This is a genomic window from Aeribacillus sp. FSL K6-2848 (assembly GCF_038004325.1).
Lineage (GTDB): Bacteria > Bacillota > Bacilli > Bacillales > Aeribacillaceae > Aeribacillus > Aeribacillus composti.
This window is the reverse complement of sequence record NZ_JBBOQQ010000001.1, coordinates 3,095,463-3,120,395: the sequence shown is the minus strand read 5'-3', so window position 1 is coordinate 3,120,395 and position 24,933 is coordinate 3,095,463. Positions and strand designations below refer to the sequence as shown.

General features: G+C 39.5%; 20 protein-coding genes and 1 other annotated feature. Of the genes, 18 read left to right on the top strand and 2 right to left on the bottom strand.

Annotation, left to right across the window (positions count from 1 at the left end; translation table 11 throughout):
• Positions 1-6 precede the first annotated feature (6 nt).
• From leuB to yihA, 9 genes are all read left to right on the top strand, one after another.
• The gene (leuB, locus tag NSS70_RS15060; RefSeq protein WP_063387457.1) at positions 7-1,119 is read left to right on the top strand and encodes a 3-isopropylmalate dehydrogenase; all 1,113 of its coding nucleotides are present in this window, start codon (positions 7-9) and stop codon (positions 1,117-1,119) included.
• Between the two features lie 84 nt (positions 1,120-1,203).
• Complete coding sequence (leuC, locus tag NSS70_RS15055) at positions 1,204-2,619, top strand: 3-isopropylmalate dehydratase large subunit (RefSeq protein WP_063387458.1); 1,416 nt, start codon at positions 1,204-1,206, stop codon at positions 2,617-2,619.
• A 16-nt stretch (positions 2,620-2,635) separates the two neighbouring features.
• A complete protein-coding gene (gene leuD, locus NSS70_RS15050) occupies positions 2,636-3,229 on the top strand; it encodes a 3-isopropylmalate dehydratase small subunit (protein WP_063387459.1) in 594 nt (197 codons plus the stop codon).
• Positions 3,230-3,319: 90 nt separating this feature from the next.
• Complete coding sequence (locus NSS70_RS15045) at positions 3,320-4,300, top strand: tetratricopeptide repeat protein (protein WP_063387460.1); 981 nt, start codon at positions 3,320-3,322, stop codon at positions 4,298-4,300.
• A gap of 204 nt (positions 4,301-4,504) precedes the next feature.
• Positions 4,505-5,791 carry a trigger factor gene (gene tig / locus NSS70_RS15040; RefSeq protein ID WP_340881875.1) on the top strand — a complete coding sequence of 429 codons (1,287 nt, stop codon included), beginning with the start codon at positions 4,505-4,507 and terminating at the stop codon, positions 5,789-5,791.
• A gap of 275 nt (positions 5,792-6,066) precedes the next feature.
• Positions 6,067-7,332 (top strand): ATP-dependent protease ATP-binding subunit ClpX, encoded by a 1,266-nt coding sequence (clpX, locus tag NSS70_RS15035; RefSeq protein WP_066249773.1) that lies wholly within the window; start codon positions 6,067-6,069, stop codon positions 7,330-7,332.
• 192 nt (positions 7,333-7,524) lie between these two features.
• Positions 7,525-9,183, top strand: a complete 1,659-nt coding sequence (lonB, locus tag NSS70_RS15030) for an ATP-dependent protease LonB (RefSeq protein WP_327847815.1) — start codon at positions 7,525-7,527, stop codon at positions 9,181-9,183.
• A 187-nt stretch (positions 9,184-9,370) separates the two neighbouring features.
• Positions 9,371-11,695, top strand: a complete 2,325-nt coding sequence (gene lon, locus NSS70_RS15025; RefSeq protein ID WP_327847814.1) for an endopeptidase La — start codon at positions 9,371-9,373, stop codon at positions 11,693-11,695.
• Positions 11,692-12,276: a ribosome biogenesis GTP-binding protein YihA/YsxC gene (gene yihA / locus NSS70_RS15020; protein ID WP_063387465.1), complete on the top strand. Its 585-nt coding sequence runs from the start codon at positions 11,692-11,694 to the stop codon at positions 12,274-12,276. Before lon ends, yihA begins: the two co-directional genes overlap by 4 nt.
• A 70-nt stretch (positions 12,277-12,346) precedes the next feature.
• Here the strand turns inward: yihA and NSS70_RS15015 are convergent, their stop codons facing one another.
• Positions 12,347-12,820, bottom strand: coding sequence for a hypothetical protein (locus NSS70_RS15015; protein ID WP_063387466.1), 474 nt, complete (start codon positions 12,818-12,820; stop codon positions 12,347-12,349).
• Between the two features lie 195 nt (positions 12,821-13,015).
• On the opposite strand from NSS70_RS15015, the gene hemA reads away from it, so the two are divergent.
• The 8 genes from hemA (at position 13,016) to NSS70_RS14975 (ending at position 21,604) form a co-directional block, all read left to right on the top strand.
• Complete coding sequence (gene hemA / locus NSS70_RS15010) at positions 13,016-14,353, top strand: glutamyl-tRNA reductase (RefSeq protein ID WP_094246302.1); 1,338 nt, start codon at positions 13,016-13,018, stop codon at positions 14,351-14,353.
• A 20-nt stretch (positions 14,354-14,373) separates the two neighbouring features.
• A complete protein-coding gene (locus NSS70_RS15005; RefSeq protein ID WP_063387468.1) occupies positions 14,374-15,195 on the top strand; it encodes a cytochrome c biogenesis protein in 822 nt (273 codons plus the stop codon).
• Between the two features lie 23 nt (positions 15,196-15,218).
• The gene (gene hemC / locus NSS70_RS15000) at positions 15,219-16,160 is read left to right on the top strand and encodes a hydroxymethylbilane synthase (RefSeq protein ID WP_340881872.1); all 942 of its coding nucleotides are present in this window, start codon (positions 15,219-15,221) and stop codon (positions 16,158-16,160) included.
• The gene (locus NSS70_RS14995; RefSeq protein WP_339196969.1) at positions 16,157-16,954 is read left to right on the top strand and encodes a uroporphyrinogen-III synthase; all 798 of its coding nucleotides are present in this window, start codon (positions 16,157-16,159) and stop codon (positions 16,952-16,954) included. The genes hemC and NSS70_RS14995 overlap by 4 nt, the downstream gene beginning before the upstream one ends.
• 3 nt (positions 16,955-16,957) lie before the next feature.
• Positions 16,958-17,941, top strand: a complete 984-nt coding sequence (hemB, locus tag NSS70_RS14990) for a porphobilinogen synthase (protein ID WP_339193177.1) — start codon at positions 16,958-16,960, stop codon at positions 17,939-17,941.
• Between the two features lie 16 nt (positions 17,942-17,957).
• A complete protein-coding gene (hemL, locus tag NSS70_RS14985; RefSeq protein WP_144597683.1) occupies positions 17,958-19,241 on the top strand; it encodes a glutamate-1-semialdehyde 2,1-aminomutase in 1,284 nt (427 codons plus the stop codon).
• A 133-nt stretch (positions 19,242-19,374) separates the two neighbouring features.
• On the top strand, positions 19,375-20,517 hold the full coding sequence (gene spoVID / locus NSS70_RS14980) for a stage VI sporulation protein D (protein WP_339196965.1): 1,143 nt from the start codon (positions 19,375-19,377) through the stop codon (positions 20,515-20,517).
• A gap of 73 nt (positions 20,518-20,590) precedes the next feature.
• Positions 20,591-21,604, top strand: coding sequence for a hypothetical protein (locus NSS70_RS14975; protein ID WP_339196962.1), 1,014 nt, complete (start codon positions 20,591-20,593; stop codon positions 21,602-21,604).
• 18 nt (positions 21,605-21,622) lie between these two features.
• Here the strand turns inward: NSS70_RS14975 and NSS70_RS14970 are convergent, their stop codons facing one another.
• The gene (locus NSS70_RS14970; protein ID WP_327847811.1) at positions 21,623-21,814 is read right to left on the bottom strand and encodes a hypothetical protein; all 192 of its coding nucleotides are present in this window, start codon (positions 21,812-21,814) and stop codon (positions 21,623-21,625) included.
• A 146-nt stretch (positions 21,815-21,960) separates the two neighbouring features.
• Positions 21,961-22,183 (top strand) — a binding site (T-box leader).
• 53 nt (positions 22,184-22,236) lie between these two features.
• Here NSS70_RS14970 and NSS70_RS14965 point away from each other — a divergent pair.
• A complete protein-coding gene (locus NSS70_RS14965; RefSeq protein WP_066249741.1) occupies positions 22,237-24,879 on the top strand; it encodes a valine--tRNA ligase in 2,643 nt (880 codons plus the stop codon).
• The last annotated feature ends 54 nt before the right edge of the window (positions 24,880-24,933 follow it).

Below are 24,933 nucleotides of genomic sequence, written 5' to 3'. Positions count from 1 at the left end.
AACGTGATGAAGAAAAAAATCGCTGTTTTGCCGGGAGACGGCATTGGAAAAGAAGTAGCGAACGGAGCTATTGAGGTTTTAAAGGCTATTGGACAATATTACAAACATGATTTTGAATTTGAATTCGGCTTAATTGGCGGAGAAGCGATAGATAAGTGCGGGACACCTCTTCCTGAAGAAACGATTGAATTATGTCGTTCAAGCGATGCGGTTTTATTAGGAGCTGTAGGCGGTCCGAAATGGGATAAAAATCTTCCTGAACTCCGTCCGGAAAAAGGATTGCTAGGCATTCGAAAAGAGTTGGACTTATTTGCAAATATCCGCCCTGTTCAAACTTATAAAGCCCTTCAAGAAATATCTCCGTTAAAGGGAGAAAAAATAGAAGATGTTGACTTGGTGATTGTACGCGAATTGACAAGCGGACTTTATTTCGGGAAACCGAGTGAAAGAATCGTTTCAGACGGAGAAGAAGCAGCGGTTGACACGCTTTTTTATAAACGGAAAGAAATTGAACGCATTTTAGAAACAGCTTTTCAAATGGCGCAAAAACGCCGAGGAAAAGTAACGTCTGTTGATAAGGCAAACGTGCTTACAACTAGCAAGCTTTGGCGTGAAATTGCTGAAGAATTGGCTTCAAAATACCCTGATGTCACATTGGAGCATATGCTTGTTGATAATGCGGCCATGCAATTGATCCGCATGCCAAGCCAGTTTGATGTGATTGTGACGGAAAATATGTTCGGTGACATTTTAAGCGATGAAGCATCCATGATCACTGGATCGTTGGGCATGCTTCCTTCAGCAAGCTTATCAAACAGTGGATTGCACTTATATGAACCAGTGCATGGATCAGCTCCTGACATTGCCGGCCAAAACCTGGCAAACCCTGTCGGAATGATCTTATCTGGTGCGCTCATGCTCCGCTATTCCTTTGATCTTCATGAAGAAGCTAGAGCCATTGAAAAAGCGGTTAAACATGTGTTGGATTCCGGAAAGTGCACGAGAGATTTAACAAATAATGAAGGTGCATTTATTCATACAACTGAAATGGTGGAAGAAATCAAAGAAGTGCTTGCGAACGATTATGCACTATTAAATATTATCGATTCCTACGAATAAAATGGGGGGGTGTGGGCTTTTCCGGGAGGAGAAGCTCACCGTTTTCTTAATAGATACAAAACAGGAAATAGGGGGAAAAAGAAAATGAAGCCTCGAAACATAATAGAAAAAATCTGGGATGATCATGTGGTCGTAAGGGAAGAGGGAAAACCGGATCTGCTTTATATTGACCTTCATCTCATACATGAAGTTACATCACCGCAAGCTTTTGAAGGATTGAGACAAAACGGACGGAAAGTGAGACGTCCTGATCTAACCTTTGCCACAATGGATCATAATATCCCAACCGTGAACCGCTTTGTCATTGAAGATGATGTAGCTAAAAATCAAATAAGTGCTTTAGAAAGAAACTGCCAAGAATTTGGAATTACTCTGGCAGGATTAGACAGCGATGATCAAGGAATTGTCCATGTTATCGGTCCGGAATTAGGGCTTACTCTTCCAGGAAAGACTATTGTATGCGGAGACAGCCATACATCGACACACGGCGCTTTTGGGGCGCTGGCATTTGGAATCGGAACAAGTGAAGTAGAACACGTTTTGGCCACTCAAACATTATGGCAGCACCGTCCGAAAACTTTGCAAGTGAAAGTGACAGGATCTTTGTCAGAAGGAGTCACGGCCAAAGACGTCATCCTTTACATTATTGGAAAATTTGGTGTTGATTTCGGTACAGGCTATGTTATTGAATATTCGGGTGAAGTGATTGAAAGCTTATCAATGGATGAACGGATGACCATTTGCAATATGTCAATCGAAGCAGGTGCCCGCGCCGGTTTAATAGCTCCGGATGAAACAACCTTTAATTATATAAAAGGAAGAAAATATGCTCCGAAAGGGGAAGAGTTCGAAAAAGCAGTTGCTTACTGGAAATCTTTAAGATCTGATCCAGGAGCTACATTTGATAAAACGATTGAAATCCGCGGGGAAGACATCGCACCGATGGTTACCTGGGGTACAAATCCAAGCATGGTGCTGCCTGTTGACCATTCGATTCCGACACTTGAGGATGCACGCAATGAAAATGAAGCAGCTTCCTTCAAACGGGCGTATGAGTACATGGGACTTGAACCGGGAACGAACATTCAAGACATTGAAATCGATTATGTATTCATTGGATCATGTACAAACTCAAGACTAACTGATTTGCGTGCAGCGGCGAATGTAATTAAAGGACGAAAGGTTGCTCCAAATGTGAAAGCTATCGTAGTTCCAGGCTCCCAAAAAGTAAAACAAGCAGCAGAACAAGAAGGATTGCATGAAATTTTCATCAATGCTGGTTTTGAATGGAGAGATTCTGGATGCAGCATGTGTTTAAGCATGAATAACGATGTCGTGCCTCCTGGAAAACGATGTGCGTCTACTTCCAACCGCAACTTTGAAGGACGTCAAGGGAAAGGGGCAAGAACTCACTTAGTGAGTCCTGCAATGGCAGCAGTGGCAGCAATTTATGGTAAGTTTGTTGATATTCGGACAGAGAAGCTTGAAGCAGTAAAATGAGGAGGGAAGAAGCAGCATGCAGCCTTTTACAACATTAACTAGCCATATTGCAGTATTAAATAGAACAAATGTGGATACGGACCAAATCATTCCGAAACAATTTTTAAAACGAATTGAACGGACAGGTTATGGAAGATTTGCTTTTTTTGATTGGAGATATTTAGATAATGGTGAGGAAAATCCACAATTCGAGTTAAATCAGCCAGTCTACAAAGGCGCACAAATTTTGCTGGCTGGCGAAAATTTTGGTTGCGGTTCATCAAGAGAGCATGCTCCATGGGCTTTAGCAGACTTTGGTTTCCGCGCAATTATCGCGCCTAGCTTCGCAGATATTTTTTATCAAAACTGTTTAAAAAATGGAATCCTGCCGATACGGGTCAATGAAGAAGTGTTTGAAACATTGCTCAAAAAAGCGGAAGGAAATGTGTACGAATGCACGATTGATTTAGAGCAGCAAAAAGTATTTGATCAAGAAGGATTTGAGTTTCATTTTGACATTAATGAGCATTGGAAGGAAATGCTTTTAAATGGACGCGACGAAATAGGATTTACATTATTATATGAAGAGCAGATCAGCCAATTTGAACAAAAGGCAAAAGCGTGGGGATGATGATTGCATCCTCCGCTTTTTCTTTTGATTCTTGTTTTCTCGTTGCCCAGCTGGTAAACTTGTAGCAAAATCATAAAGAGGTTTTCTACAATGAAAAAAGCGAATGGAAAAATCATTCCCTTTCCCCGACTTAAAGAACGATTGATTGAAAAAGGAATGAATGCGTTACATAATAAACAATTTGAACAAGCGCTTGACCTTTTTTTAGAGGCGAGATCTTGGAATTCAAATCACCCTGATATTGAAATAGGAATTGCTTTATGCTTAATGGAGCTTGGAGAATATCAGGAAGCAAAACAAATTTGTAAAAAAATGCTTCACGAAGCAAAAGGAAATTATTTTGAAATATTGCAGATGTATTTAACGATTTTAGTACAGCTTGGACAATATGATGAGGTAAAAACGACGATTGAAGCGGTTTTGGAAGAAAATAAACTTCCGGCAGCACATGCAGAACAGTTTTACAAGCTGCTTCATTTTAGCCGGAGGATGAGCGAAGAGCAAATCAGTCCAGAACCGAATGACGATGATCTTTTCAGCAGGCTGGACAAGCAAATTTCCTACATACATTCGATCAAAAATAATAATAATGTTAAAAAAAATTTACATACGATTGAAGAGATGCTTCAGTCAAAAACGGTCCATCCGGTTGTGAAAACAATGCTGCTGCAAATATTGCGAGATCATGAAATAGCACGAATAATGACCGTCGAGAAATTCGGGGAAACTACTGCTGTAAATCCTATCCATCTTCAAGATTTATTAGAAATGACGTTTGCCAAAAAAGTGCTCAATCTTTTGGACGATTTTTTAGGAAATGAAAATCCAACCCTTTTCGAAGCTGTAAAAGATATATGGATTCGTCATTTATATGTCATGTATCCTTTTCATCCTAAACCGGAAAATGCAAATATTTGGGCAGCAGCGCTTCATTACGTTGGCTACGAAATTTTTGGGATCGTCATCAAGCTGACGGAAGTTGAGCGGATTTACAACATAAAAAGTGCTGAGTTTATTTCAGTTTGCGATAAAATTAGACAAATTGAAGAAATTTCAAACATTAGATGGTAGAGTCCTATTGAAAGGATTGTATCCTATGGTATAATAAAATGGTTGTAAAATGTATATTTTTTGTATGCACCTTTCTTGCTATTGGTGCCGGTTATCCTTTTTTGACATATTTATTTTATGGCTTGTTTCTTTACGGACAAGGCATATAAAAAATTTTTATCGTGTACTCACGAATAATATTTATAGATTGTTGGAGGGAAACAAATGTCAGTTAAATGGGAAAAATTAGAGAAAAACGAAGGAGTCTTAACCGTTGAAGTAGATGCACAAACATTTAAAGAAGCGCTGGATCGAGCATTTAAAAAAGTTGTAAAAAATGTAGCCGTTCCAGGATTCCGCAAAGGAAGAGTGCCGCGCCCTATTTTTGAAAAGAGATTCGGTGTTGAGGCACTATATCAAGATGCGCTTGATATTTTGCTTCCAGAAGTTTACCCAAAAGCGGTTGAAGAAGCTGGAATTGAACCGGTAGACCGTCCTGAAATTGATATTGAACAAATTGAAAAAGATAAACCGCTTATTTTTACGGCTAAAGTAACGGTCAAACCAGAAGTGAAACTTGGCGAATATAAAGGTTTGGATGTCCAAAAAGAAGATACAACCGTTACGGATGAAGATGTGGAAAACGAATTAAAACAGCTTCAAGAACGTCATGCTGAATTGGTTGTGAAAGAAGAAGGAAAAGTGGAAGAGGGAGATACAGTCGTCCTCGACTTCGAAGGTTTTGTTGACGGCGAAGCGTTTGAAGGCGGAAAAGCTGAGAATTATTCTTTGGAAGTCGGCTCCGGCACATTTATCCCTGGTTTTGAAGATCAGTTGATCGGGCTTGAAGCAGGCGAAGAAAAGGATGTAGAAGTAACGTTCCCTGAAGAATATCATGAGGAAAAGCTTGCTGGAAAACCGGCTGTCTTTAAAGTGAAAATTCATGAAATCAAAACGAAAGAACTCCCTGCATTGGATGATGAATTTGCAAAAGATGTAAACGATGAGGTTGAAACACTTGAAGAATTAAAGGCGAAAATTAGAGAGCGTTTAGAAGAGCAAAAGAACACACAAGCTGAAAATAAACTTCGTGATGAACTTGTTGAAAAAGCTGCAGAAAATGTTGAAGTGGACATTCCGCAAGTGATGATTGACAATGAACTTGAAAGAATGATGAATGAATTTCAACAACGCTTGCAATTGCATGGCTTGAACTTAGAACTGTATTACCAATTCTCTGGCCAAAGCGAAGAAGAATTGCGTGAACAAATGAGAAAAGACGCTGAAAAGCGCGTGAAATATAACTTAACATTAGAAGCAATTGCGAAAGCTGAAAACATTGATGTGACAGAAGAAGAAGTAAATGAAGAGCTGCAAAAAATGGCTGACATGTACAATATGCCAGTTGAAAGCGTTAAGAGAGCACTCGGTTCAACAGAAGGAATAAAAGAAGATTTAAAAATTAAAAAAGCGGTCGATTTTCTTGTAGAAAATAGAAAAGATGTTGCATAATATAGTTACAGGGACATCATGATTTTTGATAAAGTTGATAAACAAGGCGCGATTTGATCGTGCCTTGTTTTATAAAATGAAAAGCGTTAAATCGTTCGAAACTGTACATAATAATTGTCACATAACTATACATACTTTTCATTACCGCTTTTCTTTTGTTTTATGATAAAATGCGATACATACTTTTCTTTTGTTTGAAAAGCATTGTTCCCCGATTCATGCGTGCAGTTTATATATGGGTGGGGAGGCAATGAAGGAAATTAAGGGGTGATATCATGTTTAAGTTTAACGATGAAAAGGGACAGTTAAAATGTTCGTTTTGCGGAAAAACTCAAGATCAAGTGAGAAAGCTGGTTGCTGGTCCTGGCGTCTATATATGCGATGAATGTATTGAACTTTGCACAGAAATTGTAGAAGAGGAGCTTGGCACGGAAGAAGAGGCTGAATTTAAGGATGTTCCGAAACCGAAAGAAATTCTCAGCATCCTAGATGAATATGTAATCGGGCAGGAGCAGGCAAAAAAATCTTTGGCGGTTGCAGTTTACAACCATTATAAGCGGATTAATTCAAACAATAAAATTGATGATGTTGAGCTGTCCAAAAGTAATATTGTGTTAATCGGGCCGACAGGAAGCGGAAAAACGCTGCTTGCACAAACGCTTGCACGCATTTTGAATGTTCCATTTGCAATTGCTGACGCAACGTCGCTAACGGAAGCTGGATACGTTGGGGAAGATGTTGAAAATATTTTGCTGAAGCTAATCCAAGCTGCTGATTACGATGTGGAAAAAGCGGAAAAAGGAATTATTTACATCGATGAGATTGACAAAATTGCTAGAAAATCAGAAAATCCATCCATTACAAGAGATGTGTCTGGTGAAGGCGTCCAACAAGCACTTCTGAAAATTTTGGAAGGAACTGTAGCAAGTGTTCCTCCACAAGGCGGAAGAAAACATCCGCATCAAGAATTTATCCAAATCGATACGACTAATATATTATTTATTTGCGGCGGAGCATTTGACGGCATAGAGCAAATCATCAAGCGCAGATTAGGGCAAAAGGTCATTGGATTTGGAGCAGATAGCCGAAACAAAGAGCTTGATCAAAAGCAACTGCTTTCAAAGGTGCTACCTGAGGATTTATTAAAATTCGGGTTAATTCCGGAATTTATCGGGCGTTTGCCTGTCATTGCCAGCCTTGAACCGCTTGATGAAGCAGCACTTGTCGAAATATTAACAAAACCGAAAAACGCGCTTGTTAAACAATATCAAAAAATGCTCGAGCTAGATGGCGTTGAGCTGGAATTTGAAGAAGAAGCATTATCAGAAATTGCGAAAAAAGCAATTGAACGAAAAACAGGTGCGCGCGGCCTTCGTTCTATCATTGAAGGCATTATGCTTGATGTGATGTTTGAATTGCCGTCTCGTGATGATATTACAAAATGTGTCATCACGGCAAACACTGTAAGAGAAAAAATTCCTCCGAAGCTGATTGCAAATGATGGAACCATTATAAATGAAGATACGAAAACTTCCGCATAAGACAGGTTTTGACGGGCTTTTTAGTCTTGAATTTGCTTTTGTAAAAAGATAGTTGTTCTCATAAAAATAAGAAGGATCGAGTTCATACAACTCGATCCTTCTTTTCATTAAAATCCGTCCTCAACATATGTTTAATCCGTATATGCAAAGGAGATAATAGGGGATAAACATTTGTTGAGGAGGAAACTCAGGATGAACTGGACAGGGATTGCCCTTTTCATACAATTAATTTTCGGAGTCATTGTCGGTCTTTATTTTTGGAATTTATTGCGGAATCAGCGGACGCAAAAAATTTCCATTGACCGCGAGTCGAAAAAAGAAATGGAACAATTGAGAAAAATGAGAGCTATCCAATTATCAAAGCCGCTTTCAGAACGAATTCGTCCAAAAAGCTTTTCTGACATCGTCGGACAGGAGGATGGCATCAAAGCATTAAAAGCAGCTTTATGCGGGCCGAATCCCCAGCATGTTATTATTTACGGACCTCCTGGTGTAGGAAAAACGGCTGCTGCAAGGCTCGTTCTTGAAGAAGCGAAAAGAAATAAAAAGTCTCCTTTTCAACATAATGCTGTTTTTGTTGAATTGGATGCAACAACAGCGAGATTTGATGAACGGGGAATAGCTGATCCTTTAATAGGTTCTGTTCATGATCCCATTTATCAAGGTGCTGGGGCAATGGGACAAGCCGGAATTCCACAGCCGAAACAAGGAGCAGTGACTCATGCACACGGCGGCGTGTTGTTTATTGATGAAATTGGCGAACTCCATCCCATTCAAATGAATAAACTGTTAAAAGTACTTGAAGACCGAAAAGTTTTTTTAGAAAGCGCCTATTATAGTGAAGAAAATTCTCAAATTCCAAGTCATATTCATGATATTTTCCAAAACGGTCTTCCGGCTGATTTTCGCTTGATCGGGGCAACTACAAGAACACCATCTGAAATACCGCCCGCCATTCGCTCGCGCTGCCTTGAAGTATTTTTTAGAGATTTAACGGCCGATGAACTCGCGGTCGTTGCTCGGAAAGCGGCTGAAAAAGTAAATGTAAAAATTTCAGAAAAAGGAATATCCATTTTAACTTCTTATGCCCGCAATGGAAGAGAAATTGCCAATATGATGCAAATTGCTGCTGGAATTGCCATCACTGAGGACCGAAATGAAGTGAAAGTCGAAGATATTGAATGGATTGTCCATTCCAGCCAGCTTACACCAAAATATGAAAAGAAAATTGGAAATGAACCTAAAGTTGGACTGGTGAACGGTCTTGCTGTTTACGGACCAAACAGCGGCTTTTTATTAGAGGTGGAAGTGACGGTTATTCCGGCAAAAGAAAAAGGAACGATCAACATTACAGGTATTGTAGAAGAAGAAAACATTGGCGACCGCGGAAAATCCATCAAAAGAAAAAGTATGGCCAAAGGCTCCGTTGAAAATGTCATAACAGTGTTACGATCAATGGGAGTTAATGCCCATGATTATGATATTCATGTAAACTTTCCCGGCGGGGTACCTGTTGATGGACCGAGTGCAGGAATAGCGATGGCAACCGGCATTTTTTCTGCCATCCACAAAATTCCTGTTGATAATACCGTTGCGATGACTGGAGAGATCAGCATTCATGGGAATGTAAAACCGATTGGCGGAATTATTCCAAAAATAAAAGCTGCCAAGATGGCAGGTGCAAAAAAAGTGATCATACCAGAGGAGAATATGCAGTCAATTTTAAAAACGATTGAAGACATTGAAATTATTCCTGTTCGAAGCTTTCAGGAAGTGTTAGATTGTGCGCTTATCAATCCTCCAACGGAGCAAATTTATCCAGAGACAATCATAGAGAAAAAATCGGTTTAAAGCAGCGTCTTCATTCCAAATGCCTAACAGGGTTCAGGCCGTGGCACTGAACCTTTATTTTGTTGAGGCAGTTATTTTATTCCTTTCAATAAAGATAAGTTTGAAAATAGACAGTGCAGAAAGAATAGGATAGAATTGAACAAGGACGCTGTATAATCTATTTTTCACATGATGGAGGTGTAAAAATATGGCGAAAAAAGAGAATAGAATCGTCCCCCTCCTACCGCTTCGAGGTTTGTTAGTTTATCCATCGATGGTGCTACATTTAGATGTAGGACGCGATAAATCTGTACAGGCGCTTGAGAAGGCGATGATGGATGATCATATGATATTTTTAACAACACAAAAGGAAGTTTCAATAGATGATCCAAAAGAGGATGATTTATACCATATTGGAACGCTGACGAAAATTAAGCAAATGCTCAAACTGCCGAACGGCACCATTCGCGTGCTAGTTGAGGGACAAAAAAGAGGCGCAATCAAAAGTTTTGAAAGCAAGGAACCATATATTTCAGTACAAGTTGATACTTATGAAGAACCGCTTCAAAAAGATGTTGAAGAAGAAGCTTTGATGCGAACTGCGCTTGAATATTTTGAGCAATACATAAAAATGTCTAAAAAAATTTCAAGTGAGACGTTTGCAACCGTTTTGGATATAGATGAACCGGGAAGATTGGCCGATATAATTGCTTCCCACTTGCCGATCAAGCTGAAAGATAAGCAAGAAATATTAGAAACATTTGATGTGAAAGAAAGATTAAATAAAATTATTCAAATGCTCCATAATGAGAAGGAAGTCCTGCAGCTTGAAAAGAAAATAGGCCAGCGGGTCCGTCAATCAATGGAACGGACGCAAAAAGAATATTATTTGCGCGAACAAATGAAGGCCATTCAAAAAGAGCTCGGAGAAAAGGAAGGGAAAACGGGCGAAATAGAAGATTTGACTGAAAAAATCGAAAAATCGGGAATGCCGGAACATGTTTATAAAACGGCTATGAAAGAGCTCAGCCGATATGAAAAAATCCCTTCAACATCCGCTGAAAGTGCGGTGATCCGCAATTACTTAGACTGGCTCATTTCCTTGCCGTGGAACAAGGCAACAGAGGACAGACTGGATATAAAGCTGGCGGAAGTGATCTTAAATGAAGAGCATTACGGACTAGATAAAGTAAAGGAACGGGTGCTTGAATATTTAGCAGTGCAAAAATTAACAAATTCGCTTAAGGGCCCTATTTTATGTTTAGTGGGACCGCCTGGCGTTGGGAAAACATCTCTTGCCCGTTCTGTTGCAAAATCATTAAATAGAAAGTTCGTTCGAATTTCTCTTGGTGGCGTTCGGGATGAATCGGAAATAAGAGGCCATAGAAGAACATATGTCGGTGCGATGCCGGGTCGGATCATTCAAGGGATGAAAAAAGCGGGAACGATTAATCCGGTATTTTTGCTGGATGAAATTGATAAAATGTCCAGCGATTTTCGCGGTGATCCTTCAGCTGCTCTTCTTGAAGTGCTGGATCCGGAGCAAAACCATAATTTCAGCGATCATTATATTGAAGAGCCATATGATTTATCAAAAGTCATGTTTATTGCGACAGCCAATAATTTAGCAACTATTCCAGGTCCGCTGCGCGACAGAATGGAAATTATCACAATTGCCGGTTATACCGAATTAGAAAAAGTTCATATCGCCAAAGATCATCTTCTTCCAAAACAATTAAAAGAGCATGGACTGAAAAAAGGTCACTTGCAAATAAGAGAAGAAGCAATTTTAAATATAATTCGTTATTATACGCGCGAAGCAGGGGTAAGAGGGTTAGAACGCCAAATCGCAGCAATATGCCGAAAAGCAGCGAAAACGATTGTAACAGGTGAAAGAAAAAGAATTGTTGTAACCGCTAAAACTCTTGAAGACTTTTTGGGCAAAAAATTGTTTCGATACGGTCAGGCAGAATTGCAGGATCAAATCGGTGTGGCAACCGGTCTCGCATATACGACGGTCGGCGGCGATACGCTGTCCATTGAAGTGTCCATCTCTCCGGGTAAAGGCAAGCTGATTTTAACCGGAAAGCTCGGAGATGTCATGAAGGAATCGGCTCAAGCCGCTTTCAGCTATATTCGATCTAGAACAAAAGAACTAAAGATAGATCCAGATTTCCACGAACAATATGATATCCATATTCATGTGCCTGAAGGAGCTGTTCCAAAAGATGGACCGTCTGCAGGCATTACGATGGCAACGGCGCTTATTTCAGCATTAACTGGAAGACCGGTTCGAAAAGAAGTCGGAATGACAGGTGAAATTACTTTAAGAGGCCGCGTTCTGCCGATAGGCGGTTTAAAAGAAAAAACATTAAGCGCCCATCGTGCCGGTTTAAAGAAAATTATTTTGCCGAAGGAAAATGAAAAGGATTTAGATGATATACCAGAAAGCGTGAGAAAAGAATTGACTTTTGTTCTTGTCTCACATATGGATGAAGTATTAAAACATGCATTGGCAGGAGAAAAAGAATGAAGGTAACAAAAGCAGAAATTGTCATAAGTGCGGTTAAATCTGATCAATATCCATCAACCGATTTTCCAGAAATCGCTCTGGCAGGAAGGTCTAACGTCGGGAAATCTTCGTTTATTAATAAAATGATCAATAGAAAAAATTTGGCGAGAACCTCTTCAAAGCCTGGGAAAACGCAAACGTTAAACTTTTATTTAATTAACGATCAATTTTATTTCGTTGATGTTCCCGGATATGGATTTGCCAAAGTGTCGAAAAGGGAGCGGGAAAAATGGGGGAAAATGATCGAAGCGTATTTGCTCAAAAGAGAACAGCTTAAAGCATGTATTCTTATCATAGACATCCGCCATGCACCTACATCTGATGATGTCATGATGTACGAATTTTTAAAATATCATGGAATTCCTGCTGTAATTGTCGCCACAAAGGCGGATAAAATTCCTAAAGGAAAATGGCAAAAACACTTAAAAGTAGTGAAAGAAACGCTAAAAATGGAAAAAAATGATCCGCTTATTCTTTTTTCAGCAGAAACTGGCTACGGAAAAGAGGATGCATGGTCAGCCATTTATCCATTCCTATCATAAAATGAAATTGCTTTAGGCTGGATACAGAAGGAAAAGCTCGAGAAGCTTAACCGCTTCGAGCTGTTTCCTTTTATTTTTTTCTGAAAAACAATAAATACAAACCTGCAATAACAAAAAGAATCGGCCAAAAGGCTTGCCAATTGGAAACGCTCTTTTGAATAAAAGATGTCAAAGCGGAAGGAAAATAGTAAAGGAAACTTCCGATCAAAAGAAGGATAAATCCTTGTGCAAACCCGCTTTTTGCTTGAGCAGACCGAATAATGAAAGCAAGGGCAATGATCCAGATCATTGCGGTTAAATCATCAGGCCAGAACGGGAATGATTTTCCCCATAAAAAATGGATGCCAAGGCCAAGCAGCAGAACGGCAGGAACGATTGCTTGGTCATCCTTTTCCGCTTTTGCCTGAACCATAAAGGCGATGCCAAACATGATGAAAAAGAAAGGCAAAGTGTTCATGTTCATATTGAAAAAGAGATCGAAATTTTTCAACAAGAAATAAAGCCCGATCTCCAGCATAATCATAGCAACAAACGTCCAACGCACTTAACGATCACCTCTGTTTTGATGACTTGATTCCGGCTCTCTTTTTTGATAATATTTTTAATGTAATAATTAATATAATTTATATCTGTTTCTTACTTTATCATCATATCATACAGTTTCATATACTGTTCACATTTTTTTGTCGATATTTTGTTATAATAAAGTCAGTATGTATTTGCTTTTGGGGGGTCGGAGATGCATATTTTAGCTGTTGGGTTAAATTATAAAACAGCCCCTGTTGAAATTCGCGAAAGGTTGAGTTTTAGCAGCAATGATTTAGCTTCTGCAATGAAACGGTTGAAGAATGAAAAAAGCATTTTGGAAAACGTGATCGTTTCCACCTGCAACCGGACAGAAATCTATGCAGTTGTTGATCAGCTTCATACAGGGCGTTATTATATAAAAGCATTTTTAGCTGAATGGTTCAATATGGACATTGAGGAGTTCGATTCGTATCTAAAATACTTTGAAAATGAACAGGCTGTTCAGCACTTGTTTCGGGTGGCATGCGGCCTGGATTCTATGATTTTAGGCGAAACGCAAATTTTAGGACAAGTCCGTTCAAGCTTTTTATTAGCTCAAGAACATAACACGATCGGAACGATTTTTAATCAACTGTTTAAACAGGCAGTAACATTGGCTAAAGAAGCCCATTCGGAAACGGAAATCGGTTCAAATGCTGTTTCCGTCAGCTATGCTGCCGTAGAATTGGCAAAAAAAATTTTCGGCGACCTATCGAGCAAGCATGTGCTTATTTTAGGCGCAGGAAAAATGGGAGAGCTTGCCGTACAAAATTTACATGGCAGCGGAGTCAAACAAATTACGGTTATGAACCGTACATTTGAAAAAGCGAATGAATTGGCGAAGCGTTTTTCCGGACAAGCAAAAATGATGTCTGAGCTTCAGTGTGCGCTTATTGAGGCAGATATTTTAATTAGTTCAACAGGTGCAAAGAGTTTTGTGATTTCGAAAGACATGATGTTAGATGTTGAAAAGTTAAGAAAAGGCCGCCCGTTTCTGATGGTGGATATTGCGGTTCCACGCGATTTAGATCCTGCATTGAGTGAAATAGACAGCATTTTTTTATATGATATTGATGATTTGGAAGGAATTGTCGAAGCGAATTTGCAGGAAAGAAAAGAAGCGGCTGAACAAATTGAAATCATGATCGAGCGAGAGGTCTTGGAGTTTTCGAAATGGCTGAATACATTAGGGGTTGTTCCGGTTATTGCTGCATTGAGGGAAAAAGCTCTTCTTATCCAATCGGAAACAATGAAAAGTATTGAACGGAAGCTGCCGAATTTGACAGAACGCGAAAGAAAAATATTAAATAAACATACGAAAAGCATTGTCAATCAAATGTTGAGAGATCCGATTTTAAAAGTGAAAGAGCTGGCTGCTCTTCCAAATGGCGAACAATCTTTGGAATTATTTAAAGAGATTTTTAATTTAGATTTAGATGAAGAATTAATAGAACAAACTCCTTCCGTTCAATTAAAAACGCATTCAAAAAATGTTTCACTTGAAATGTAAGTGAAAGGAAAAACTAATATATGTTTGATTGGAATATCATTAGATTAAACGAATTGATGATTGTTTTATATGCATTGAGCGTTTTCTTATATTTTATAGATTTTTTGCATCATAACCGGAAGGCAAACAAAATAGCCTTCTGGTTACTTTCTATTGTCTGGGTTTTACAATCCTTTTTTTTATTTTCGCAAATGGCGCAAACGGGCAGATTTCCGGTTTTAAACATAGCGGAAGGTCTTTATTTTTATGCATGGGTATTGGTCACTCTTTCCCTTGTGATCAACCGGCTGCTTCGAGTCGATTTTATTGTCTTCTTTACGAATGTCATTGGTTTTATCATTATGGCCATCCGGACGTTTGCTCCTTCAGAGGCAGTATCGACTGAAGTATCCAGCAGGTTAATTTCAGAACTGTTATTGATCCATATCACGATGGCGATACTATCATACGGAGCGTTTTCGCTTTCATTTGTTTTTTCCATTCTTTATTTGATACAGCACAACTTATTAAAAAAGAAAAAATGGGGGAAAAGGCTTCATCGCATTCAAGATTTGGCAAAACTGGATTATATGACATATGTTTTAAATATGATCGGTGTACCTATATTGCTATTAGCTCTCATTTTAGGAATGATATGGGCTTATTTAAAGGTGCCAAATTTGAACTGGTATGATGCAAAAGTGATCGGTTCATTTTCTGTTTTAGGCATATACAGTTTTTATTTGTATGCCAGAGTAGTAAAAGAGTGGCAATGGAAAAGAATTGCCTTTTTAAACGTTGCCTCATTTTTAGTGCTGTTAGTTAATTTCTTTTTATTTGGAAGCTTATCGAATTTCCATTAATGCATGTGCTCAGGAGGATGTTTATGCGAAAAATTATTGTCGGGTCAAGGCGAAGTCGGTTAGCAATCGCCCAAACAAATTGGGTGATCGAGAGATTAAAAGAGCTTGGAGCCCCATTTGAATTCGAAATAAAAGAAATTGTCACAAAAGGTGATAAAATAGTTGATGTCACTCTTTCAAAAGTAGGCGGGAAAGGTCTTTTTGTAAAAGAAATTGAGCAGGCTATGCTAAACGGTGATATTGATATGGCCGTGCACAGCATGAAGGATGTGCCGTCTGTCTTGCCGAATGGCTTGACGATCGGCTGCATTCCTAAACGAGAAGATTACCGCGATGTTTTGATTTCGAAGGATTGCCAAACTTTAAGAGATTTGAAAGCTGGCGCTGTTGTTGGAACGAGCAGCTTAAGAAGGAGCGCCCAAATTTTAGCCGTCCGCCCCGATGTAACCGTCCGTTGGATTCGCGGAAATATTGATACGCGTCTAAAGAAGCTGCGGGAAGGCAACGATTATGATGCAATCATTTTAGCAGCAGCAGGTCTTAAACGAATGGGCTGGAAAGACGAATTGGAAAATGCGTACTTTTTACCGCCTGATATGTGCGTTCCGGCAGTCGGTCAGGGAGCTTTGGCGATAGAATGCCGAGAAGATGATCATGAACTGCTTGCAGCTTTAAGAAAACTAAATGACGAACGGACGGAGAAAGCCGTTTTGACAGAGCGGGCTTTTTTGCATGATATGGAAGGAAGCTGTCAAGTGCCTATTGCTGGTTTAGCTCAAGTTGATGAAAATGAAGAAATTGTGTTAACAGCACTTGTTGCATCTCCGAATGGAAAAACGGTATATAAAGAGACGAAAACTGGAAAAGATCCGAATTTACTTGGAAAGGATATGGCAGCACTTCTATCGTCTCAAGGCGCCAAAGAGCTGGTCGAACAAGTGAGAAAGGAGCTAAACCATGAATGAGTGCTGAAAAACCATTGAATGGTTTTAATGTGTTAGTGACGAGAGCGAACAGCCAGGCTGCCGAATTCTCAAAGAAAATTCAAGCGGCGGGAGGCTGTCCTATAGAAGTTCCGTTAATTGCAACAAGGAAAACAGAAACGGATTTCAATGCCCTCCCCGTTTTAAAACAGTTAACATCTAAAGACTGGATTGTTTTTACTAGTGCAAACGGCGTTCAATATTTTTCCGAACATGTAAAAGACTTGTCATTGGAATTAGAAGATCTGAAAAACGTCAACGTTGCTTGTGTCGGTGTAAAGACAAAAAAAGCTGCGGAGAAAATAGGATGGAAGGTTTCTTTATGTCCTGAAGAGTTTCGTGCCGAAAGCTTAGCGGAAGAATTAATCGATCATGTTCGGCAAGACAGCAAAATAGTAATTGCCCGCGGGAATTTGGCACGCACTTATTTACGTGAAGTATTAACAGAAAAAAAGATTTTTTTCTTTGATTTTGTTGTTTATGAAACAATACAATTGTTGGAAAATGAAAAAGAAGTGTTGCATTTGCTTGAAAATAAAACGATTGATTTTATTACGCTGACGAGTTCTTCCACAGCTTCTGCATTTATGCAAATTGTCAAAAGAAACGGGCTGGAAAACAGGGTTCGGGATATTGTGTTTGTTTGCATCGGACCGATAACAAGAGATAAATTGCTGTCTTATAAAATAAAGTGTACTTGCATTATGCCGGAAAAATATACAATTGATGGAATGCTGGAAAAAATGTGTGCATACGCAGAAAAAAGGGAGGAATAGATCATGCTGAATTTTGCACGGCATAGACGATTGCGGCATACAGCTAATCTGCGGGCTATGGTCAGGGAAACCCGCCTTCATAAAGAAGATTTAATATATCCGATTTTTGTTGTCGAAGGGGAAAATCAAAAAAATCCAGTGCAATCGATGCCGGGAGTTTTTCAAGTTTCATTGGACCGGTTAAATGAAGAAATTGAAGAAGTTGTCAAGCTGGGAATTAAATCAGTTATTTTATTCGGCATTCCTCATGAAAAGGATGAAGTCGGTTCAGGAGCATACCATGATCACGGCATCGTGCAGCGGGCTATCGCTCAAATTAAACAGCAGCATTCTGATCTTGTCGTTATCGCAGATACTTGTCTATGTGAATATACTGATCACGGTCATTGCGGAGTTGTGGAAAACGGGCAAATTGTAAATGATGCTTCGTTAAAATTATTAGCCAAAACAGCTGTCAGCCAGGCAAAAGCCGGGGCGGATATAATTGCTCCATCCAATATGATGGACGGATTTGTCGCAGCCATTCGGGAAGCGCTTGATGAAGAAGGCTTTGTTCATATTCCAATTATGTCATATGCGGTCAAATATGCCAGTGCTTTTTACGGTCCGTTCCGGGAAGCAGCTGAAAGCACGCCGAAATTCGGTGATCGGAAGACGTACCAGATGGATCCGGCTAACAGGCTGGAGGCATTAAGGGAAGCAGAAGCAGATGTTGAACAAGGATGCGATTTTTTAATTGTGAAACCGGCGCTTTCTTATTTAGACATTGTCCGTGATGTTAAAAATCATTTTAACCTTCCTGTCGTTGCTTATAATGTAAGCGGCGAGTACTCAATGATTAAAGCGGCAGCTGAAAATGGATGGATTGATGAAAAAGGCACTGTCCTTGAAATGCTTACAAGCATGAAAAGAGCCGGCGCGGATTTAATGATTACGTACCATGCAAAAGATGTTGCCCGTTGGTTAGATGAACAGTCTGATTATTGAAAAGGGGGCTCATTTCATGAAATATGAACGTTCGATAAAAGCATTTGAAAAAGCGAAGACGTTGATGCCCGGCGGGGTCAACAGCCCTGTGCGCGCGTTTAAATCCGTTCAAATGAATCCGATCTTTATTGAGCGCGGAAAAGGTTCTAAAGTGTATGACATTGATGGCAACGAATATATTGATTATGTTCTTTCATGGGGACCGTTAATTTTAGGACATGCCAATGACAGAGTTGTTGAAGCATTAAAGAAAATAGCGGAGCAAGGAACGAGCTTTGGGGCGCCGACCTTGATTGAAAATAAGCTGGCGGAGCTTGTTGTGGAGAGGGTTCCTTCCGTTGAAATTGTGCGGATGGTGAACTCTGGTACGGAAGCGACAATGAGCGCATTGCGCCTTGCCCGCGGATATACGGGAAGAAATAAAATTTTAAAATTTGAAGGATGTTATCATGGCCATGGAGATTCGCTGCTCATTAAGGCTGGATCAGGAGTGGCCACATTAGGGCTTCCGGATAGTCCAGGGGTGCCGGAAGGAATTGCCCAGCATACGATTACTGTTCCATATAATGATTTAGAGAGCGTCCGCTTTGCTTTTGAAAAATTTGGCGAAGACATAGCTGCCGTGATCGTCGAGCCAGTAGCCGGAAATATGGGTGTTGTACCGCCTAAAGAAGGCTTTTTAGAAGGCTTGCGCGAGATCACCAAACAATACGAATCGCTTCTGATTTTTGACGAAGTGATGACCGGTTTTCGCGTTGACTATCATTGCGCCCAAGGATACTTTGGAGTGACTCCGGATTTGACATGTTTAGGAAAAGTCATTGGAGGAGGACTTCCAGTCGGCGCCTATGGCGGACGGGCGGACATCATGGAAAAAATCGCTCCTGTCGGTCCTATTTATCAAGCGGGGACACTTTCAGGAAATCCGCTTGCGATGACAGCCGGATATGAAACACTCATTCAGCTTACACCAGACACATATAAAGAATTTAAAAGAAAAGCGGATAAATTAGAGGAAGGATTGCGCAAAGCTGCTCAAAAATATGAAATCCCTCATACAATTAATAGAGCGGGATCAATGATCGGATTTTTCTTTACAAATGAAGATGTTGTCAATTACGAAAAAGCAAAAACATCAAACCTTGATTTTTTTGCAAAGTATTATCGTGTTATGGCGGATGAAGGCATTTACTTGCCTCCTTCCCAATTTGAAGGAATGTTTCTGTCAACAGAGCATTCGGATGAAGATATTGAAAAAACAATAGAAGCATGTGAAAAAGCTTTTTCGGTTTTGAGATAACGAGCTAAAAGGACTAGCTTCTGATTGAAGCTGGTCCTTTTATTTTTGTTTCCCGTGCATATTTTGTCATCCTCCTTCATACATCTTTAATGGCACGATAAATTAGATTGATTGGAGAAAGGAGGAAGTCCGCATGTCCATTGAAGAAACGTCCGTTTTACGATTTTCGGTAGAGGAATCGGTCTTGTTTCGCCATCATTTTCAACCTTCTGAACTATTGTCCATTTCACTGGAACCTGACATCTCAATTGAAGAACATGATGGATATGTAACGATAAAAGGTGCTCTAGAGCTTTCCGGAGAATACAAATTCGATGGAGAGGAGCAACAGAATGATAAACTTCTTCAAACCTCCTCCATCGCCCGTTATATACAAAATGTAGAAGCGAGAAATGACGGTGTAATGGAATTTAGACACGAGCTTCCGGTCGATATTACAATACCGAAAAAAAGAATTGCCAATTTAGAAGAGGTGTTTGTGGCGATTGAATCATTTGATTATGATTTTCCGGAAGCAAATGGTTTAAAGCTTATAGCTGATCTATCCATTTACGGAATTCGAGAAGAGCAGGCGGAAGAAACTGCTGCAAATGAAGTGGACGAGATCATAGATGCTGAAGCGGAAATCTCATCCGATCGACAGTCTGATGAAAGGGAAGAAGATGAAACCGAATCAACGCTCAAAGAAAATCGTTTCAATGATGAACCAATCAACAAAGCGGAAAATATTGAAAAAGATAATGAACAGAAAAGTCTTAATGAATATTTCGAATTCGATACAGCCGAACGCGATCAAAATGAGCAAATCGAACATGATCGTGATGCTGTTCAAAAGGATGACAATGAAGAGACGGCAGACATTGTTTTTATGATGCCATTAAAGAGAGAAGAAGAAACGGAAACGGATTACGATACATTCACTGTTGAAGCGAAGAAAAATCAAGTCAGTTTGGAAGAGAAAGGCCGCATTGAAGAAGAAAAGCCAGTGATCAATAAAATTTCCAATTATGTCGAAAAAGACGATGAAGAAAAAGAATCTGTAAGGAAAAATGATAACACCTTATATTTAACAAAATTGTTTACGAAAAATGAGGAAGAAGAATTTTCTAAATTAAGAATGTACATTGTCCAGCAGGGAGACTCGCTCGAAAATATTTGCGAACGCTACAACATTACGCTCCAGCAGCTCAATCGAGTAAATCAATTTCACCATGATAAAGAGATTAGTGAAGGAGACATTTTATATATCCCGGTTCTTGAAACACAACAAACGTAATTTTTGCAAGCGGCTTGAGTGGGATCCAACCACCTCAAGCTTTTCTTTATTTTCTTTAAAGGCGTGTGGGAAGATGAGCGATGATCTGAAAACGGCCATGAGGATTTTGCAGCATTATCCAATCAAACCGATTTATTTAGAGAAAAAAACAAAAAATGTCTTGAAAATTCATTGTGAAAAAAGAACATATGCTTTAAAACGAACAACGATTAAAAAGCAAAGAAACATTCTAAAATTATATTCAATTTTTCACGACTTTCCATCTTTAGGAATCGTGCCGATTTATAGGACAACGAACGGAAATGTGTTTGTTAATGACTCAACGCAATCGTTTTATGTAATGCCTTGGATGGAAGGTTCAATCGTTGATGAAAAAAATGCCTCAATCCTTTTTTACCACTTAGCGAAACTCCATAAAAAAACAAAACAGGAAATCAACATACCTCTAGTTCAGCTCGAAAATGTGTATCAACAGATTCAGAACAAGTGGAAGAGAAATTTCAACCTGCTGGAAGCATTTATGGAACAAATCGAAAAAAAATGGTATATGTCGCCTTTTGAATTGGCGGTCTTCAGTTATTATTTTGAAACGAGGCAAGCCATCTTATTTGCAGAAGCAAAGCTTGATGAGTGGTATAACGAAATAAAGCAATCCCCTCACATGCGAATTGCACTGAACAAAGTAAATGTCTCCTTATCTCATTTTCTGTTAGATCCAAAAGGGAAAATTTATTTTATTAATATGGAAGATGCAGCATTTGCTACTCCAATTTACGACCTTTTCTTAATGTTTATGAACCTCTCCGAAGCGGAACCAACCGTTAGTGATCAAAATGTGCAATATATATCAGATTACGAAAAAGTGCTTCCTTTAACAAAAACTGAGAGATTGCTGTTGGTAAGCTATTTATCCTATCCAGCTAAATTAGTAAAGCTTGTCCGGCAATATCAAAAAAAGAAAAGCGAAAAGGGAGAATTAGAATATTGCAAACAGCTGTTAAGAGCATATTGGCAAATGAAAAATACCGGGTACATTGCTTTAAAATGGAATGAAAAACTAGAAAACGATTCATTGGCATCAGAATGAATGGGGGATCTGGCAGCTTTAACCCCGTTCCATATACAACGCGGCTGCTAGAAATAGTAAAATGGCTAATAAAATAATATCAAACATAGTTGGTAAAAGGATTGTTCGAATTCCCTGAAAAATCATTAAAGGAACGATGAACTGTTCAAGAGTAGATCGGAATTGTTTAATAAACGATTGAATATAGTATGGTTTTATTTTTTTTCTCATGTTGATCACCTTCAACTTTGTTAATTTATATTATGAAATAAAGAACATTTTGTGATTTTTGTTTAAAGGTTAAGGAAGATGGGGAAAATATTGACGAAAAAAACAATTTTTTAGTACTATTAAATATAGAAATTTATATAGTTTGTGAAAATGTGTTGAAGGGGAGTAGTACAACGAACGACTCCTTCCAGAGAGGGAAATCGCAAGCTGGAAGATTTCCTAGGAGATCCCGTTGGAAAGTCGCCCTGGAGCAGCTTCCTTGAAAGCTTTTAGTAAAGGGAGCCGGCATTAGCCGTTACCTGAAAGAAGTGCACAGACGTATCTGTGAAAAAAGGTGGTACCGCGAAAACATCTCCTTTCGTCCTTTTAGGATGGAAGGAGTTTTTATATTTTAGAATGAAAATAAGGAGGTTTTCATAAATATGTCGAATTCAGAAATCACTCTTTCCCCAAAATACGATCCGAAAACGGTTGAAGAGGATCGGTATGCATTTTGGCTCGAGGGAAAATTTTTTGAAGCAAAAGATGATGAGGGGAAAACTCCTTTCACGATCGTTATTCCTCCGCCAAACGTCACCGGTAAGCTTCACCTTGGACATGCATGGGATACAACTCTTCAAGATATTATTACCCGAATGAAGCGAATGCAAGGGTACGATGTTTTGTGGCTGCCAGGGATGGATCATGCGGGAATCGCCACACAAGCCAAGGTGGAAGCAAAACTGCGCGAAGAAGGGAAAAGTCGGTATGATCTCGGGCGGGAAAAATTTGTAGAAGAAACATGGAAATGGAAGGAAGAATATGCAGACCATATTCGCAAACAATGGGCAAAATTAGGCCTAGGTCTTGACTACACAAGAGAGAGGTTCACCCTTGATGAAGGTCTTTCAAAAGCTGTAAGAGAGGTTTTTGTATCGCTTTATAAAAAAGGTCTTATTTACCGAGGAGAGTACATTATTAACTGGGATCCGGTGACAAAAACAGCCCTTTCCGATATCGAAGTCATTTATAAAGAAGTGAAAGGGGCTCTTTATCATTTAAAATATCCGCTGGCTGATGGATCCGGATATATTGAAGTCGCGACCACTCGCCCGGAAACGATGCTTGGGGATACAGCAGTGGCAGTTCATCCTGATGATGATAGGTATAAGCATTTAATCGGAAAAACAGTGAAGCTGCCAATAACAGGACGGGAAATTCCGATCGTCGCAGATGAATATGTCGATATGGAATTCGGTTCAGGAGCAGTAAAAATAACTCCTGCACACGATCCGAACGACTTTGAAATCGGAAACCGCCACAATTTAGAAAGAATATTAGTCATGAATGAAGACGGGACAATGAATGAAAAAGCTGGAAAATATGAAGGAATGGATCGCTTTGAATGCCGGAAGCAGTTGGTGAAAGACCTGCAGGAGGAAGGAATTTTATTTAAAATTGAAGAGCATATCCATTCCGTAGGCCATAGTGAACGAAGCGGAGCAGTTATCGAGCCGTATTTATCAACTCAATGGTTTGTGAAAATGAAGCCTTTGGCCGAAGCTGCTTTGAACCTTCAGAAAACAGAAGGGAAAGTTCATTTTATTCCTGAACGATTTGAAAAAACGTATTTGCATTGGCTGGAAAACATTCGCGACTGGTGTATTTCCCGTCAGTTATGGTGGGGACATCGCATTCCAGCTTGGTATCATAAGGAAACAGGCGAAGTTTATGTTGATCATGAGCCGCCTAAAGATATTGAAAATTGGGAGCAGGATCCAGATGTGTTAGATACATGGTTCAGCTCTGCTTTATGGCCGTTTTCAACAATGGGCTGGCCTGATAAAGAGGCAAAAGATTATAAACGCTATTATCCGACAGATGTCCTTGTTACCGGGTATGACATTATTTTCTTTTGGGTTTCGCGGATGATTTTCCAAGGATTGGAGTTTACTGGGAAAAGACCGTTTAAAGATGTTTTGATTCATGGACTTGTGCGCGATTCAGAAGGAAGAAAAATGAGCAAATCATTAGGCAATGGCGTCGATCCGATGGATGTTATTGACAAATACGGTGCGGACTCTTTGCGCTACTTTTTAGCTACCGGCTCAAGCCCAGGACAGGATTTAAGATTCAGCTTTGAAAAAGTAGAAGCCGTGTGGAATTTTGCCAATAAAATATGGAACGCCTCCCGCTTTGTACTGATGAATTTGAACGGTTTAACATATGAAGAAATTGATTTAAACGGAAAAAAATCAGTGGTAGATAAATGGATTCTCACACGGTTAAATGAAACGATTGAGCTTGTCACAAGACTTGCGGAAAAATATGAATTTGGCGAAGCCGGTCGGGTGCTGTACAATTTTATTTGGGATGATTTTTGCGACTGGTATATTGAAATGGCAAAGATTCCGCTGTACGGAAATGATGAGGAAGCGAAAAAGACAACTCGTTCCATTTTGGCATATGTGTTAGATCAAACATTGCGACTCCTTCATCCTTTTATGCCGTTTATAACAGAAGAAATTTGGCAGCACCTTCCACATCAGGGAGAATCGATTACAATTGCTTCATGGCCGGTTGTACGTCAGGAGCTTTCTGATGAAAAAGCTGCAAACGAAATGAAGCTTCTAGTTGATGTGATTCGCTCAGTCCGTAATATTCGCGCTGAAGTGAACACGCCGATGAAGAAGCAGGTGGATATGATCATTCATGCTCATAGTGAAGAAGTTAAAAACCAGTTGGAGAAAAACCGCAGCTATTTAGAGAGATTTTGCAATCCTAGCTCATTAACAATTGATACAAACATTGAAGCTCCTGACAAGGCTATGACAGCTGTTGTGAGCGGGGCAGAAGTATTTCTTCCTCTTGAAGGACTCATTAATGTGGAAGAAGAAATCAAACGGCTTGAAAAAGAATTAGAGAAATGGAATAAAGAAGTCGAGCGCGTTCAGAAAAAGCTTGCCAATGAAGGATTTATTAAAAAAGCACCGAAAGAAGTCGTAGAAGAAGAGCGGGCAAAAGAAAAGGACTATTTAGAAAAACAGCAGGCGGTGTTAAAACGACTTCAGGAGCTGAAAGGCTAAAACAAATCCGGGTATGCCCCGGATTTTCTTCCATCAAAACGTTTATGATACATC